Below are 13,965 nucleotides of genomic sequence, written 5' to 3'. Positions count from 1 at the left end.
GGCTTCGGACAGGACGGGCTCGTCTTGGCTATTGGCTCTGGCCGTCAACAAGGTCAATGACGGTCCCCGTTAGTCGTGAACGTTCAGCGGCAAAGACGGCCAGATGGCTCGCGAGGGCCGAGGACGCGTCGCTGACCAGGCTTTGGTCACGCTCAGCGACGGCTGTGGTGAAGGAGTCCATCAATCCGTCGTCGCCACCAGCGTGCCCCTGCGAGGCTCCTATCTGCTCCCCGAATCCGACCGGTGTGACAGTCTCACGGCCGGTGCGAAAGTCCAGAATTTTGATCTCTTCCCCGTCAGTCTCGAGACGCCCAAGCGTTCCGAAAATGCGAGTCTTGCGAAGGGCCTTTTCGGTGAATGCGGTCATGGTGAACACGGCGGTTGCACCGCCCATGAATTCCATGGCGACGACTTGATGATCGACGACATCGTTGTCGCATGAATACACACATCGACCGTATGGTCCCTCTCGCAGGGCCTGGTGCACACCGGCCAAGGTCAGGTCGTGGGTGATGACGTCCAGTGGCCAGTCGAAAGCTCCCAGCCTGGCCTTGGTCAAGTAGATCCTGGTCGCCGAATAAGCGCATGAATCCTGCAACGGACAGTCAAGGCAGCGGTCGGCGGCCTCTGCGGGCTGGTTTTGCTTTGTGAAGTGGCTGAGTGTCCCAAAGCTGGATACCTTTGCCAACGGCTGGCCCACGATGTAGAGCAGCCAGTCCAGGTCATGGCAACTCTTGGCCAGAAGCATGGAGGACGAACTCTCCTGCTGGCACCAGTTGCCGCGCACATAGGAGTGCGCGTGGTGCCACCAACCCACCGGCTCCAGATGTTCAACGCTCATGATCTGTCCGACGCGTCCCTCGATGAGCATGCGCTTGATGGCTGCCGTCAGGGGAGTGTGCCGCATGACGTGGCAGACGGAGAAGATCGTCCCCGAAGCCTCCGCTGCCTGAGTGATCTTGTGGCACTCGGGCTCCGTTGGCGCCATCGGCTTTTCGAGCAGGACGTCGTATCCGGCTCGCAGGAAGGCTATGGCGGGTGCGACGTGATCATTGTCCTGAGTGCAGACGATCACGGCATTCACGTCCGGCTGGCTCTGGACCATTTCTTGCCAGCTCCCGAAAATGCTGTCATCGCGGAGTCGATGGTCGAGGGCGATGCTCTGGGCGGCTGAGGTGGTGGGATCCGCAATCGCGAGAAGCAGTGCTCGGTCCGGGTGCTGCCGGATCCAGTTGGCATAGCTGCGTCCTCGGGAACCTGCCCCGGCGATGGCATAGCGGACGGGAGTGGTCATGGCAACGTTCCTTCGGGGCCGGTGAAGGGCATCGTGGTGGGGCGGTGGGCGAGGTATGCCCGCACCCGGTCCAGTCCAATCTGGTCCAACTCTCCGATCCGGTCGGAGAAGGAGCGCATGCCGCCATGGCGGGTGGCGATGTCTGCCCATTCATGGCGCAAGGGATAGCCGGGGCGCATCACGATGCAGTCAGGGTCGTTGATCCACAAGCGGCCGTGCTGCCAGCTGCGAGACCGCACCGCTGGCCCGCCACGGAGCCCAGTCTCGCCGGACCTCGCATCCTCGTGGAAGGTGTCCCGGGAGACGCGCATGGCATCGACCAGTCCAACCGACGGCAACAATGGTGCCCCGCAGCCCACCAGGAAGGTCTCATCCCCGGCCGTCTCTCGAATCAGCTCCAGGCCCCTGCGATAAGCGGCGACAGGCTGGCTGCCGTCGTATCGCTGACCGGGGACAGCGCCGCCATAGAGAAAATCCAGCTTTAGGTAGCTGACACCGTGCGCGACGAGACGGTTGATCAGTCCAGCCAAGAATTCCTGCACTCCTGGGTGAGTAAGGTCCAGACCAACCAGATCCGTGCCCCAGTTCCGCCCAGCTGCGGAGGTCAGCCAGTCAGGATGATCGTGCGCGACGGGAGTGTCCCGCCCCACCAAGAAGGGAGCCAGCCAGATTCCGGCCCGCCTGCCAGCGGCGCGGATGCGGTCGATCGTCGCGTCTAGCGGGCCGAATTCGGGGGAGACGACGGCATAGTGTCCCAGTCCCAAAGTCCAACCGTCATCGATCTGGACCACGTCGACGTTCAAGTCTTCCCGTGCGATGGAATCTAGGTTCTCCAGGACGTCCTTGGCCGTGAGATCCTCAAAATAGCGGTACCAGGAGCACCACACGTTGAGCGGCTCCGGAATGTGGATTGGACCAAGCAGGTCCGGGTAACTTTCCAGCGCCTCTTGGGCAGTCGCGGCGGACGTGCGGACAACCGGGCCGTCGGCACTGACCACGACGTGGTCACCATGACGCACCGCACGGATGCTTGCCACTTCCTGGCAGGGATCCGGGACGGTGTAACGAATGACCGGATCGCCATTTCCCGGATCCACCACCAGAAGGCCTTCGGCCTGGATACCACTGTCAGGAAGGGGCTTGTCTGGGCGGAAACGCATCTTGTATTCCGCGTCGTCCAGCGGCTGGACGCTCGCCTCGCGCATCCATCCGGTCTCGCTCCAGCTCTGCCACCCCTCGGCGTACATCCGCAAATCGTCGCCGCACCGGAGTTCGTCGATCGCCGTGAACATCACGACACCTGCTCAGGGCGCCCGTCGGCTCGAGCAGAGTCGACAGCGGCGAGCATGGCCTGGACTGAGGGGGCCACCAGACGTGCGCTGTTCTCGGGTTCCCGCGATTCGGCAATGGCGGACATCAGCTCGCCCATCGTCCCGGCGAATCCGTCCACGAACCACTGTCCTTGGAGGTCATACGAGATGTGCTGGCCATCACGCTCCAAGGTCAGCCGATCCGAGCCCAGCAGGATGCTGCCACGCAACGTCCCTTCGGTTCCGTGAATCCAGAAGGGGCATCCGCCTCGGCTGGCAACCGCATTCCCACTGACCCGCAGCGTGGCGGTCGCACCGTTCTCGGCGCAGAGGTTCACCACCGCGGCCCACGGGTTACGGGACTCGGATGGCTGGCCGGGGAGTCGGGAGTCGAGCGCTGCGACTCGGGTGACCGGTGAGCCCAACCACAGGCAGGTGATGTCGATCCAGTGCATCAGGTAGTCGGAGATCAGCATGTGCTGAACGTCGTCGAAGGGGGTGCCGACGATCGGCGGCAGCGACTTGTCATGGAGGTGGGTGACCCCCACCACTTTGCCGATTGCTCCATGTTCCACGAGTCGGGTGGCCAAGCGCCAGGTCGGTGCCCAGCGGGCGTTCTGGTTGACCGCCACCACGACGCCAGCAGCATCGGCCCGGTCCAGGACCGGCATCAGACGATCAAGCTCTGACCAGTCGTCCACCAATGGCTTCTGCACCAGGACGTGTTTGCCGGCTTCTACGCACCGCGCGATCCAGTCGACTCGCCCGGTGGGGCCGGTGGCGAGGTCCACCACCGTGACGGCGGGGTCACGGAGCAACTCTTCTGCCGACTGGTAGCTGCGCATCACCTCCGGGAAATCTGCCAGTACCCCCCTGGTTCCGGAGCGGCTCCAGACCCCGACGACAGGCAGTCCGTACTGCCGGTAGGCAGGGAGGTGAGCGCTGCGGGCGATCCTCCCACAGCCAAGGATGCCGATGCCGGGCGGTGACGCGGGGATGCGGGGCCGGTGATCGGGAGTGCCGGGCAGCATGTCTCAGTCCTCACCCATGGTGAACAAGACCTGCAGTGTCTGGTTCCCATGCTGGTCGAGCAGTTGGTAGGCGCGACTTGCCTCATCGAGCGGGTAGCGGTGGCTGATCAAGCTGCCGACGTCGGGGTCACCCTGTAGAACTCGGCTGGTGGCCGCTTGGACGAGCCGTTCTCGACTCCAGCGGGACGCCAGCTGCGGCGGTACCGAACCGATCTGGGAACACTGCAGCCGTACCCGGTTGTGGTGGAATTCCTCGCCGAGCCACAGGTTTGTGGCAGCTCCCTGATAGAAGCCGGAAGCGACGACGATCCCGTCACGCCCCACCAAGCGGGTTGACTCGTGCAATGCCTGGTCATTCCCGGACAGCTCCAGCACGACGTCGGCACCCAGCCCGTCGGTGAGCCCGCGTACTTGAAGGGCGAGATCAGCGCTCGGCGGCATCACGTGGTGCGCACCCCATGCCGCGGCGAGTTCCCGTCGGGAGGCGATGGGGTCGATTCCGATCACGGTCGCACCAGAAAGGACTGCGAACCGGGCGGAGAGTAGTCCGATCACCCCGAGCCCCATGACACCGACCACGGAGCCGATTCCGAGCTGGGCATTGAGCACTGCGTTGAGAGCAACGGATGCGACCCGGGAAAAGGTGCCCGCTTCGGGTTGCGCGCCCAAGGGCATGACATGGCCCCGCAGGCTCTCCTGGTTCAACAGAGCCTCGGTGCGATGGCCCCAGATGCCCCAGACGACGTCCCCGACCTGTACGGCGTCAACATCGGAGCCGATCTCGGTCACTCGGCCGACCTCACTGTAGCCCCAACCGGTGAGGGGATAGGCCACACCGGCACCGGCCTCGGGCAGGAAGAGTGACAGATCGGGATCCCACGTACGAGTCAGGTAGGGATTGGTTCCGCGGTAAGCAGAGAGCTCCGTTCCGGCTGAGATGCCGGAGAAGAGGGTCTGCACATGCACCTGCGCACCGGACATCCGGGGCAGTGACTCCTCGACGATGTCCACCTGCCCGGGTGCGGTGAAGCGCAGTACCTGTCCCATGGTTACTCCTCGATGATCCAGCAGTGTCCCCAAGCCGGCACCGATTCCAGCCGCTGTCCGCTGATGATGTCCGTCCCAGGGCACGGAACTGTGATGGCTTGGGGGGTGAGGTTGTGAATGCACACCACCGGGGGCTCTGTGCCTCGGCGAATGGCGAACAGACCGGGGTGCACGTCCAGCACCTCGGATGGAGCGTCGGGCGAGAAGGCGGTCAAGGAAGCACGCACTCGCAACAGCCGGCGGTACTCACCGATCACCATGCCCCGACGATGGGTTGGATCCGCCAGCTCTGGCAAGAGCACTTCGGCGTCGAGCTTCTCCCGGTTGATGGTGCGGTTCATCCCGGTCTGGGCAACGCCCTCAGGCCATCCCCGCGATCCGACGAGCGAATGCAGATAGATGCCAGGCACGCCCGGAAGGCTGAGCATGATGCTCTGGGCGGTCATGAAGCGTCGCACCTGCACATCAAGCGGTTCGTCGGCATCCGGACGATTGATCGCATCGAACAGGTTGCTGTTGAGTTCATAGGGGAGGGCCGTGCCGTCGGGTGCTGTGCGGTAGCCGACCAGGCCGCCATGCTCCTCCACCCGCCGGGCCAGTTGGGTCAGTTCCTCGGGGGTGAGGATCCCTTCGGCGCCACGCACCCCAATGCCGTCGTGGCTGGCCAGGAAGTTGAAGAAGCAGGTGTCGGCCGAGGGGGCGGCAAGCGACGATGCCCAGCGAGACAGGGCGGTGCCATCCGCCGTCTGCAAGCTGTGTAGTACCAGCGGGGGTAGTGCGAAGTTGTAGACAAGTTGGGCCTCGTCGTGCCCGTCGCCGAAGTAGGAAACATTCTCTGCATGGGGCACATTGGTTTCGGTGATGATGCTGACCCATGGTGCCAGTTCGTCGAAGACGGAGCGGATCAGTTGCACCGCAGCATGAGTCTCGGGTAGGTGAACACAGGTGGTACCGAGCTTCTTCCACAGATAGGTGACGGCATCCAGCCGGATCACGCTGGCCCCACGGGCGACATACTCCAGCAGGACCTGGATGATGGCCAGCAGTACTTCGGGCGTCCCGTAGTCGAGGTCGACCTGGTCGGCGCTGAAGGTGGTCCAGACGAGCTGTGGGCCCCGCGCTGTGGGGAACTCGGTGAGCAGAGGCAAAGTGCGAGGACGCACCACGGCACTGATGTCGGTCCCCTTGTCGACCGTGATGAACCAACTCCTGAACTCGGGGTCCCCCGCAAGAAAGCTCTGGAACCACCGGGATTCTGCAGAGACGTGGTTGATGACGGCATCAAACATTAGGTCTGCCTGCTGGGCCAAGTCTGCGACATCCTGCCAGGAGCCGACGGCAGGATCGACACTGAGGTAGTCGACCACGCTGAATCCGTCATCGGATGACCAGGGGAAGAAGGGCAGCAGGTGCACCGTGGGAATCGTTCCCTGGGTCACCTCGGGAAGGACACGGGTGAGAGTAGCCAATGGTGAACCATCCTGCCGGCTGCGAATCATGTCGGCGTAGGTGATCAGGATGGCGTCCTTCTGACTCCATCGCCGTCGGGTGACATGCTGACCGGCTCTGGCCTGGTGGAGTTTCGGAACGTAACTGCTCATGAGGGAGTACAGCGATCCTGACACCTCAGCTGAACGCTGCGGGTACAGCCGCGCGACGAGCACATCCAAGGTCATGGCCAGCGCTCTTCGTCCAACCAGTCAATGGCAGCCATGGCGGTCCACGACTGCTGGTGACTGCCGAGGGGCTCGCCGGTGCATGGCTCGTAATACTCCCCGAATTGTAGGTCGCCAAGTTGGGCCAAGCCCGCCGTGCGCAGTTCTCCGGCCAGCTCGACGTCGTCGTTCTGGGTGGCGCAGTAGGACAACAGCCAGTTCATGATGGGCCACACTGGCCCCCGCCAGTACTCCCGGGGGCGGCAGGCTGGGTCATCAAGGCTGATGCTCCCGGGCAACGGATGGAGATTCCGAGGGTGGCCCATCCAGCGGAGGCCACGGATAATCTCTCGTTGCCGGGTCACCAGGGCCTCGTCGCCGCCGCATACCAGCATGGAGAAGCCGGCGATGGACTCGATGTCCAGCCAGTGCCCTTCGGTGTAGTCGTAGTCGCGACACAGCCCCGTTTCCGGGGCGATCGAGGAGGCCACCGCTGAGCGGTAATTCCCTGCACGGGTGCGCTCCCGGGCGGCGAGTTCCCCGTCACCGAGCGAGCTGGCCATCCGGGCCAGCGCATCGGCGGATGCGGCTAGACAGGCCGTCATGAAGATGTCGCCGCATCGGAAGTCGATCACGTCGGGGATTCGATCGTCGTCGAACTCCACTGAGATCATTTGGTCGATCAGCCAGATGTAGCGCTGGTACTCGCGGTCGGACGGCCGTTCGGCGGGGTCCGCGTGCTTGAGGTCTGTCCGGGGCAGCATTTTGGGTTCGGCGACTTGGACCCGGTCATAGATGGGATCGAACCGGGGGGAGTTGTCCATCCCGGATTCCCAACCGTGGTGGATCTCGATCACGCCCAGGCCCTCGCGGTCCCGGGCCGAGGATAGCCAGTCGTGCCAGCGGGCCAACCGCGGCAGCGCATCCGCCATGAAGGCACGCGCCAGCTCCGCCTGCTCGCCGCCCTTCTTCAAACCGATCTGGCACACGAGCTCCACACACAAGGCGTGCACCGGCGGCTGACATATCCCCGAAGTCTCGATGCCATCGGGGCGGGCCTTCGCCACGTCTGTGCCCCAGGCCGCGAAGCCGGGAAAGTAATCAGGTGCAAAGCCGAAGACGATGTGGGGGAGCATGCCGGTGCTCCATTGCGCGTCGAAGATTGTCTTCCACTCCGTGATGGCGCGTTCCACCGACACGTGGGCCAGACCGATCGACACGAAAGCAGCATCCCAGGACCACTGGTGGGGATACAGCTTGGGCGCGGCGGTCACCATGGTTCCCGTGTCATTGGCGCGAAGAACCTCAAGCGCGGCAGCCTGCAGCATTTCGGTGTCGGGCTTCATCGGGCATCACCGGTAAGCCAAGCCATTCCCGTCTCGGGGTCGAACAGTCGGATCGCACTCGGAGCAATGTGAAGCGTGATCTTGTCGCCGGAGCGCACCGAGACGGTGGCCTCGGTCTGCACCTTTAGCTGGCTGCCGCCGGCGTCGACGGTGAGCAGGGTCGAGGAACCGAGCGGTTCCACCACGAGCACCTCGGCAGGCACGGTGTTCTCGGCTGCGGCGGTTGCCACGTGGATGGCTTCTGCTCGAACGCCGACCCGGACGGCACCACTTACGGGTGCCCCCGCGGGGGCGTCCAGCACATGCCCGCCGAGGTCGATCTTGCCGTCGTGCAGCTGACCGTCGAAGAAGTTCATTGGTGGGGAACCGATGAAGCCTCCGACGAAGGTGTCGGCGGGCCATTCGTAGACTTCCAAGGGCTTGGCCAGCTGGCTGACCTGACCCTTGCGCATCACGGCGACCTGGTCGCCGAGGGAGAGCGCCTCGGATTGATCGTGGGTCACATAGACGGTGGTGGTGCCCAGCTGCTCGACGATGCGCTTCAGCTCGGAACGGAAGCTGAGGCGCAGCAGGGCATCGAGGTTGGACAGCGGTTCGTCCATCAAGAGCACGTCGGCATCACTGACGATGGCACGTGCGACCGCGACACGCTGCCGCTGACCGCCGGAGAGCTGGGCGGGGAAACGGTCCAGGTAGTCGCCGAGCTGCAACAAGTCCGCGGCCCAGGCCACCTTCTTCTCGATCTCGGCTTTGGACATCTTCTTCATCGCCAGCGGGAAGGCGATGTTGTGTCGCACCCGACGGTGCGGGAAGACCGCATAACTCTGGAAGACCATGGACAAGTTGCGCTTGTGCACGGGCATGTAGGTGACATCGCGGCCGCCGATGGTGATCGAGCCGCTGGTGGGCAGTTCCAATCCTGCAATCTGGCGGAGCAGCGTGGTCTTCCCGCAGCCCGAGGGGCCGAGCAGAACCATGAACTGGCCGTCCTCGATGTACATCGAGACGTCGTCATTGGCCTTCTCGGTGCTGCCCGGGTAGACCTTCACGAGGTTGTTGATCTGGATGTCAGCCATGGTGGGCCCCTTGATTCGTGGCGGTGTTCATCGGATCGTCGTTCCCCACATGTTGAGCAGGTACTTGCGCATGATCGCGATGAAGATGAGTGCGGGAATGACGAGCACCAGGCCGCCGGCGAAGCGGTAGGCCAAGGGGCTGTCGGTGAGTGAGCTGAGCACCTGGGCGGGCAGGGTGCGCTGGGTGAAGGTGAGGATGGTGGCACCCAGAACCTCGTTCCAGCTCATCACGAAGGTGAAGATCGAGGCAGCGGCCATGCCGGGCAAGGCCAGCGGCAGGACCACCCGGAGGAAAGCTCCGGCTGGGGTGCAGCCGAAGATCCGGGCAGCCTCTTCCGCATCGACCGGAACCGAAAGAAAGACGCTGGACGTGATCAGAATCGTGGTCGGCAGGGCCAGCGCGGTGTGCAGCAGGACGACCGCAAACGGGGTGTCGAACAGGTTGCTGCTCAGGAAGAGCCGCGCCAGGGGGACGGAGAGCACGACGATCGGCAGTGCACGGGTGAAGAGCAGGAAGAGCTGGTAGGGGTCCTTGCCGCGGAAGGCGAAGCGGGCGATGGCGTACCCCGCTGGTGCGCCGATCAGGGAACTCACGATGAGCGTGCCGAGGCCTACGATCAGCGAGTTGATCAGGCCGGCAGTGATACCCGTCGAACCCAGGAAGACGGACATCGTGTCGGTGCCGAAGTTCTTGGGCCAGAAGGGCTGAGGGAACTGGTTGAGCCCTTGTCTGGTGCTGAACGCGGACAGCGCGATCAAATAGATCGGTACGGCCATGAACAAGGAAACCAGGATGCAGCAGAGCTGGATCAGGGCGCGGTTTCGCTTGTGACGTCGCAAGGGTGCGTAGTCGACAGGAACCTGCGCGGGTGGGGTCTGTGGGGTGCTCATGCGTCAACCTGCTTCGTCTGGTCGCGCAGGACGCGCATGTAGATCACAGCGGTCAGCATTGAGACCAGCATGATCACCATGGCGTAGGAGGAGGCGACGTTAGGATTGTTCAGGGATGAGTACCAGCGGTAGGTTTCGCCGACAAGCAGAGGGAAGCCCTCGCCTGTCAGTGCCTGGGCCACCGCGAAGGTCTGGAAGGCCAGGATGGTTCGCAGGATCAGGGCCACCTGGAGGCTCGGGCGAAGCAGGGGGAGGGTGACTTCCTTGAACCGACGCCAGTAGGAGGCGCCGAAGACCGCCGCGGCCTCGTCGTAGTCCTTCGGGATTCCCTGCATGCCGGAGACGATGATCACCAGGACCAGCGAAGTCGCTCGCCAGACTTCAGCGAAGGCTACCGCCATGAATTGAGTGCTCGGGGACTCATAGGAGAGCCAGGAGAAGGGCTGCAGCCCGATGTTGACCAGCAACGAGTTCAGGAAGCCGCGGTCGGAGAAGATCGACAGCCACACCAGACCAGCTGCCAAGTCGGAGACCGCCAGGGGGATCGCCCAGAGGTAGAAGTAGAGGGCGCTGCCGCGGGGTTTGGCCTGCAACAACAGCGCCATGGCCAGGGCGAAGACGAACTGGAGCGGGATGATCACCACGATCAGCCCGATGGTATTGCGTACCGCCGTCCAGAACTGGGGGTCGTACACCATTGTGGTGAAGTTCGCCAACCCAAAGGAGCCCGAGCGGCGATCAACCAGCGCCATCCGCAGGCCGTCCACCATCGGATAGGCGAACAGGAAGAGCATGAAGATCACCGACGGAAGGATCAGCCAGAAGGCCGGCGACAGGCGTGACCGCCCCTTGATGGGGGCGGTCATGTCTGTAGAAGTGCTCATCGCGCTCAACCGATCTGACAGGGGTTCTGATCCGGGTCCGGCGCCCAGCAGGGAACCTTGACGGCATCCAGGATTCCTTGGGCCTTTGCGGCGTACTTCTTCACCGCGGTGGCCGGGGCGACGTTCTGGAGGCAGATCTCCCGGAAGAGATCCTTGAAGACCTGGGACATCTCGCCGTCCTTGTCACCCAGACCCAGCGGCGGTAGCGCCAGCACAGCCTTGGGGGATGCAGCCTGCTTGGCGATGGCATCGGCCGCCATCTTTGCCGGCGCGGCTAGATCGCTGGGCAGCGTTGCCTTGACCACGGGGAAGAAGGAGTTCTGCTTGAGCAGCTCGATCTGCGCCTCAGGGGTGGACAGCCCCTGGATGATCTTTCCGGCGATGCCCTTGTCGCCGCCCTTGGGGACGCCCATGCCGGCGACGATCAGGAGATATCCCAGACCCTTGGGGCCGATTGGGCTGGGCACCATGACCCAGTCCTCGGGCTTCTCCTTGGGGGCATCGGCCAAGCGGGCGACGTGATCCCACGAGACCAACACCTCCCCGCGGCTGAGAGGCTCCTGCATGTAGTCGTAGTTTGTGGAAGCCGGGTTGCAGTTCTTCCAGAACTCGGCCATCCACTCCCATGCCTTGAGGGCCTCTGGAGAGGTGAACTTGCTCATGGTGCCGCCGGTGAACGAGGGCAGCAGGTAACCCTGCAGGAAACGGTGGTAGAGCCCCTTCGGGCCAGCGGGGAAGCCGAATACAGCCTTGCCGTTGGCCTTCTTCGCATTGACGGCCCACTGCAGGTACTGGTCATAGGTGATTGCGTTGACATCCGCGCCGGCAGGCAGCCATTGCAGCGCCTTCTTGTTGGCGCAGATCACATAGGACGCCTGCATCCACGGGATGTATTTCTGGGTGGATCCACCCAGCTTCCCGAGCTCCAGCAGCTCGTCGCTGATCCCGGCGGACTTGGCGTCGGAGACAAGTTCATCGACATCCTCCAGGTAGTCACCCAAGGGAGTGAGATCACCGTGCAAGGCGCCGACGGCGCTGATCGACAGCTTCTTGGCATCCACCTGGGACTTGAGCTGGGTGGTGAAGTCCGCCGTCGGCATCGAGGTGAAGGACGTTTTCGGATCGGTGACGTGGGTGGCGAGAATCTTCTCGAAGCGCTGCTTCTCCTCGACCGGTGCGAATTGCGTGGAGAAGAAGACAGCATCGCCGGCTCCTGCCCCCGTCGTGCTGGCGCCGCTGCACGCGCTCATGGTGGCGGTGGCCGCGATTCCGGCACCCAGACCAAACAAGGTGCGGCGGCTCATGTTGATCTTGCTCACGTTTGACATCGTTGTCTCCTTCGCCCGGGCTTATGTTCGACAATGAATCATTAGGCCTTTAGTGCTAGCGTAGGACATAGGTTGTGGGTTGCCAACCCCTAGGCTCAAGAGACTTTCATACATGTCAGGAGCGACAGTTGCCGTCGCAGATCTCCGCCGCCAGTCCTGGCGAGCTCTTCAATGTGATCCGCCTTTCCGGGGGTATGACGCGCCAGCAACTCCTTACTCACACCGGGATGGCGCGCTCGACCCTCTACGGCCGGTTGGACCAGCTCACCAATGCCGGCCTGATCTGTGAGGCTGGCGTGACGGACTCCACGGGAGGACGTCCCGCGAGCCTGCTGGCCTTCGACGATTCGGAGCGCGCCGTCTTGACCATTGATGTAGGCCACCATCGGGCGGCCGTCGCCCTCTATACAGCCAGCGGTGAGGTACTGGGGGAGCTGACCTGCCTGCGCACAGCGGCAGAACCATTGGAGGATCTGGCCGATCGAGTCGAGGGGTTGGTGGATCAATTGCTTGCCGAGCGCCCCGGCAAGAGGTTGATCGGACTCGGATTGGCGATCCCGACTCCCGTTAATGTGCACACCGGGCGGCGGCTCCCGTCGGTGGCCATGCCCGAGGCTTCTTATCCACTAAGCGAGCGTCTTGCACAGCGATATGGCGTGCCGGTGGCAGTGGAGAATGACGCGCGAGCATTCGCCATTGGCGCCGCGGCTGAGGTGCCACCGATGGATCCGGATGGTGTGCTGCTCGGGGTGAAGTACTCCACCGGCATCGGCATTGGCCTTTTGACGGGCGGGCACATCATGCGGGGCACGTCAGGAGCGGCCGGGGATCTTGGTCACTTGCAGATCACCCCGGGCGAAGGCCCAACCTGTACCTGCGGTCGCCGAGGATGCCTGGCCGCCTATGCCTCGGGGCGTGCTCTCGTCAAGGAGTTTGCGCGTGATGACATCTCCGATGTTGGTGACCTCGTCTGCAGCTATGACCAAGGCGATGTGCAGGTAATGGAGGCCGTGCATCACGCAGCCACCATTCTGGGCACGCAGGTGGGTGGGCTTGTGCAGGTCTCGAATCCGCAGTACGTGGTCTTCGGCGGCTTCTTGGGGGGGCGTCCCACGATTGCCGACCGGGTGATCGAGTCCATCAAGCTTCAGGTCTCCGACCGGATCAGCACCGCGGCGGACTATCGGGTGGTTGGCGGTGACGACACCACGGCAGCTGGACTGCTGGCGTTGGTGATGGAACTCGCGCTCTCGCCGGAGGCGATCAACACCTTGGTGGGGGCAAATGCATGAAGACCCACTGTCACACCAATGTGACAGTGGGGTGTTACAGCTAAGGTCCGAGGCGAGGTGCCCCGGGCTGGCCCCAGCGCCTCGCCCACCTGCCATGGGCCTACTGCAACATTGGGCAGGTTCAACCGGTCGTTGCAACACCGGCTTGTTGAAGCGATCGTAGTTGTTCTTCGAAGACCTCGGCCGGGGTCTTCCATTGGAGACTCTTGCGGGGCCGGTTGTTGAGGGTGTGGGCGACGGCTTCCAGGTCCTCTGCTGTCCAGCGGGACAGGTCGGTTCCCTTCGGGAAGTACTGGCGCAGCAACCCGTTGAATCTCCTATGTCTGTCAAGCAGGGCTCGGGGTGCAGTTGGCTGCGGCTGCGTTGAGTTTTCGGTAGATGTTTCGGGCGAGGTAGCGCTTGAGGCAGCGGCGGATCTCTCGGGGTGTTCGTCCTTCGGCGCTGCGGCGTTCGACGTAGGCGCGGGTGCGGGGGTCCATGCGCATGCGTGTGACTGTTGCCATGTGGAGTGCTTGGTTGAGACGGCGATCTCCGCCGGGGTTGATGCGGTGGCGTTGTGTGTTGCCGGAGGATGCTGGGATGGGGCTTGTCCCGGCCAGGCTGGCGAAGGCGGCTTCGGAGCGGATGCGTCCGGGGTGTGACCATGCTGTGAATGCGACGGCCGCGGTGATGGGTCCGATCCCGGGTTCCTCGAGCAGCACGGAGGCAGGGCTCATGCGCAGGAGTTCGAGGATGCGTCTGGTCGCGGTGGCAAGGTCGTGGTCGAGGTCTATGATCCGTCTCGCCAGGCGTGTGGCTTCACCGCGGGCGG

Annotated in this window: 12 protein-coding genes and 1 pseudogene; 1 reads left to right on the top strand and 12 read right to left on the bottom strand. The window is 63.6% G+C overall.

Annotated features, from left to right (window positions below):
• Positions 1–28: 28 nt before the first annotated feature.
• From AAEX57_RS06815 to AAEX57_RS06770, 10 genes are read right to left on the bottom strand one after another with little or no spacing between them, the layout of a single operon-like run.
• Entirely contained in the window at positions 29–1,294 is a 1,266-nt protein-coding gene (locus AAEX57_RS06815; RefSeq protein ID WP_342091589.1) for a Gfo/Idh/MocA family protein, read from the bottom strand.
• Positions 1,291–2,586 carry a glycoside hydrolase family 36 protein gene (locus tag AAEX57_RS06810; RefSeq protein ID WP_342091588.1) on the bottom strand — a complete coding sequence of 432 codons (1,296 nt, stop codon included), beginning with the start codon at positions 2,584–2,586 and terminating at the stop codon, positions 1,291–1,293. Before AAEX57_RS06810 ends, AAEX57_RS06815 begins: the two co-directional genes overlap by 4 nt.
• Entirely contained in the window at positions 2,586–3,635 is a 1,050-nt protein-coding gene (locus AAEX57_RS06805) for a Gfo/Idh/MocA family protein (protein WP_342091587.1), read from the bottom strand. The genes AAEX57_RS06810 and AAEX57_RS06805 overlap by 1 nt, the downstream gene beginning before the upstream one ends.
• Before the next feature lie 3 nt (positions 3,636–3,638).
• Positions 3,639–4,682 (bottom strand): zinc-dependent alcohol dehydrogenase, encoded by a 1,044-nt coding sequence (locus AAEX57_RS06800; protein WP_342091586.1) that lies wholly within the window; start codon positions 4,680–4,682, stop codon positions 3,639–3,641.
• A 2-nt stretch (positions 4,683–4,684) separates the two neighbouring features.
• Positions 4,685–6,358 (bottom strand): sugar phosphorylase, encoded by a 1,674-nt coding sequence (locus tag AAEX57_RS06795; protein ID WP_342091585.1) that lies wholly within the window; start codon positions 6,356–6,358, stop codon positions 4,685–4,687.
• Complete coding sequence (gene ggh, locus AAEX57_RS06790) at positions 6,355–7,683, bottom strand: glucosylglycerate hydrolase (protein WP_342091584.1); 1,329 nt, start codon at positions 7,681–7,683, stop codon at positions 6,355–6,357. Before ggh ends, AAEX57_RS06795 begins: the two co-directional genes overlap by 4 nt.
• Positions 7,680–8,759 carry an ABC transporter ATP-binding protein gene (locus AAEX57_RS06785; RefSeq protein WP_342091583.1) on the bottom strand — a complete coding sequence of 360 codons (1,080 nt, stop codon included), beginning with the start codon at positions 8,757–8,759 and terminating at the stop codon, positions 7,680–7,682. The genes ggh and AAEX57_RS06785 overlap by 4 nt, the downstream gene beginning before the upstream one ends.
• Before the next feature lie 27 nt (positions 8,760–8,786).
• Positions 8,787–9,650, bottom strand: a complete 864-nt coding sequence (locus AAEX57_RS06780) for a carbohydrate ABC transporter permease (protein ID WP_342091582.1) — start codon at positions 9,648–9,650, stop codon at positions 8,787–8,789.
• Positions 9,647–10,534: a carbohydrate ABC transporter permease gene (locus tag AAEX57_RS06775; RefSeq protein ID WP_342091581.1), complete on the bottom strand. Its 888-nt coding sequence runs from the start codon at positions 10,532–10,534 to the stop codon at positions 9,647–9,649. The genes AAEX57_RS06780 and AAEX57_RS06775 overlap by 4 nt, the downstream gene beginning before the upstream one ends.
• 5 nt (positions 10,535–10,539) lie before the next feature.
• Positions 10,540–11,862 carry an ABC transporter substrate-binding protein gene (locus AAEX57_RS06770; protein WP_342091580.1) on the bottom strand — a complete coding sequence of 441 codons (1,323 nt, stop codon included), beginning with the start codon at positions 11,860–11,862 and terminating at the stop codon, positions 10,540–10,542.
• A gap of 128 nt (positions 11,863–11,990) precedes the next feature.
• On the opposite strand from AAEX57_RS06770, the gene AAEX57_RS06765 reads away from it, so the two are divergent.
• Positions 11,991–13,154 carry an ROK family protein gene (locus AAEX57_RS06765; protein WP_342091579.1) on the top strand — a complete coding sequence of 388 codons (1,164 nt, stop codon included), beginning with the start codon at positions 11,991–11,993 and terminating at the stop codon, positions 13,152–13,154.
• A gap of 121 nt (positions 13,155–13,275) precedes the next feature.
• On the opposite strand, the pseudogene AAEX57_RS06760 reads toward AAEX57_RS06765, so the two are convergent.
• Together AAEX57_RS06760 and AAEX57_RS06755 are read right to left on the bottom strand one after the other, a co-directional pair.
• Positions 13,276–13,464: pseudogene (locus AAEX57_RS06760) on the bottom strand (transposase); the annotation flags it as partial.
• Positions 13,465–13,480: 16 nt separating this feature from the next.
• Positions 13,481–13,965, bottom strand: a 485-nt coding sequence (locus AAEX57_RS06755) for a transposase (RefSeq protein WP_342097769.1), incomplete at its 5' end; no start/stop codon positions are given.

The sequence above is a fragment of the Luteococcus sp. H91 genome (assembly GCF_038433135.1).
In the GTDB taxonomy this organism is placed as follows: Bacteria; Actinomycetota; Actinomycetes; order Propionibacteriales; family Propionibacteriaceae; genus Luteococcus.
Note: the sequence above shows the minus strand (reverse complement) of the source record. Positions and strands in the feature narration are given on the sequence as shown.

Coding starts and splice junctions, on each gene's coding strand:
- AAEX57_RS06815 (WP_342091589.1), bottom strand. CDS start 1,294: ATGACCACTCCCGTCCGCTATGCCATCGCCGGGGCAGGTTCCCGAGGA.
- AAEX57_RS06810 (WP_342091588.1), bottom strand. CDS start 2,586: ATGTTCACGGCGATCGACGAACTCCGGTGCGGCGACGATTTGCGGATG.
- AAEX57_RS06805 (WP_342091587.1), bottom strand. CDS start 3,635: ATGCTGCCCGGCACTCCCGATCACCGGCCCCGCATCCCCGCGTCACCG.
- AAEX57_RS06800 (WP_342091586.1), bottom strand. CDS start 4,682: ATGGGACAGGTACTGCGCTTCACCGCACCCGGGCAGGTGGACATCGTC.
- AAEX57_RS06795 (WP_342091585.1), bottom strand. CDS start 6,358: ATGACCTTGGATGTGCTCGTCGCGCGGCTGTACCCGCAGCGTTCAGCT.
- ggh (WP_342091584.1), bottom strand. CDS start 7,683: ATGAAGCCCGACACCGAAATGCTGCAGGCTGCCGCGCTTGAGGTTCTT.
- AAEX57_RS06785 (WP_342091583.1), bottom strand. CDS start 8,759: ATGGCTGACATCCAGATCAACAACCTCGTGAAGGTCTACCCGGGCAGC.
- AAEX57_RS06780 (WP_342091582.1), bottom strand. CDS start 9,650: ATGAGCACCCCACAGACCCCACCCGCGCAGGTTCCTGTCGACTACGCA.
- AAEX57_RS06775 (WP_342091581.1), bottom strand. CDS start 10,534: ATGAGCACTTCTACAGACATGACCGCCCCCATCAAGGGGCGGTCACGC.
- AAEX57_RS06770 (WP_342091580.1), bottom strand. CDS start 11,862: ATGTCAAACGTGAGCAAGATCAACATGAGCCGCCGCACCTTGTTTGGT.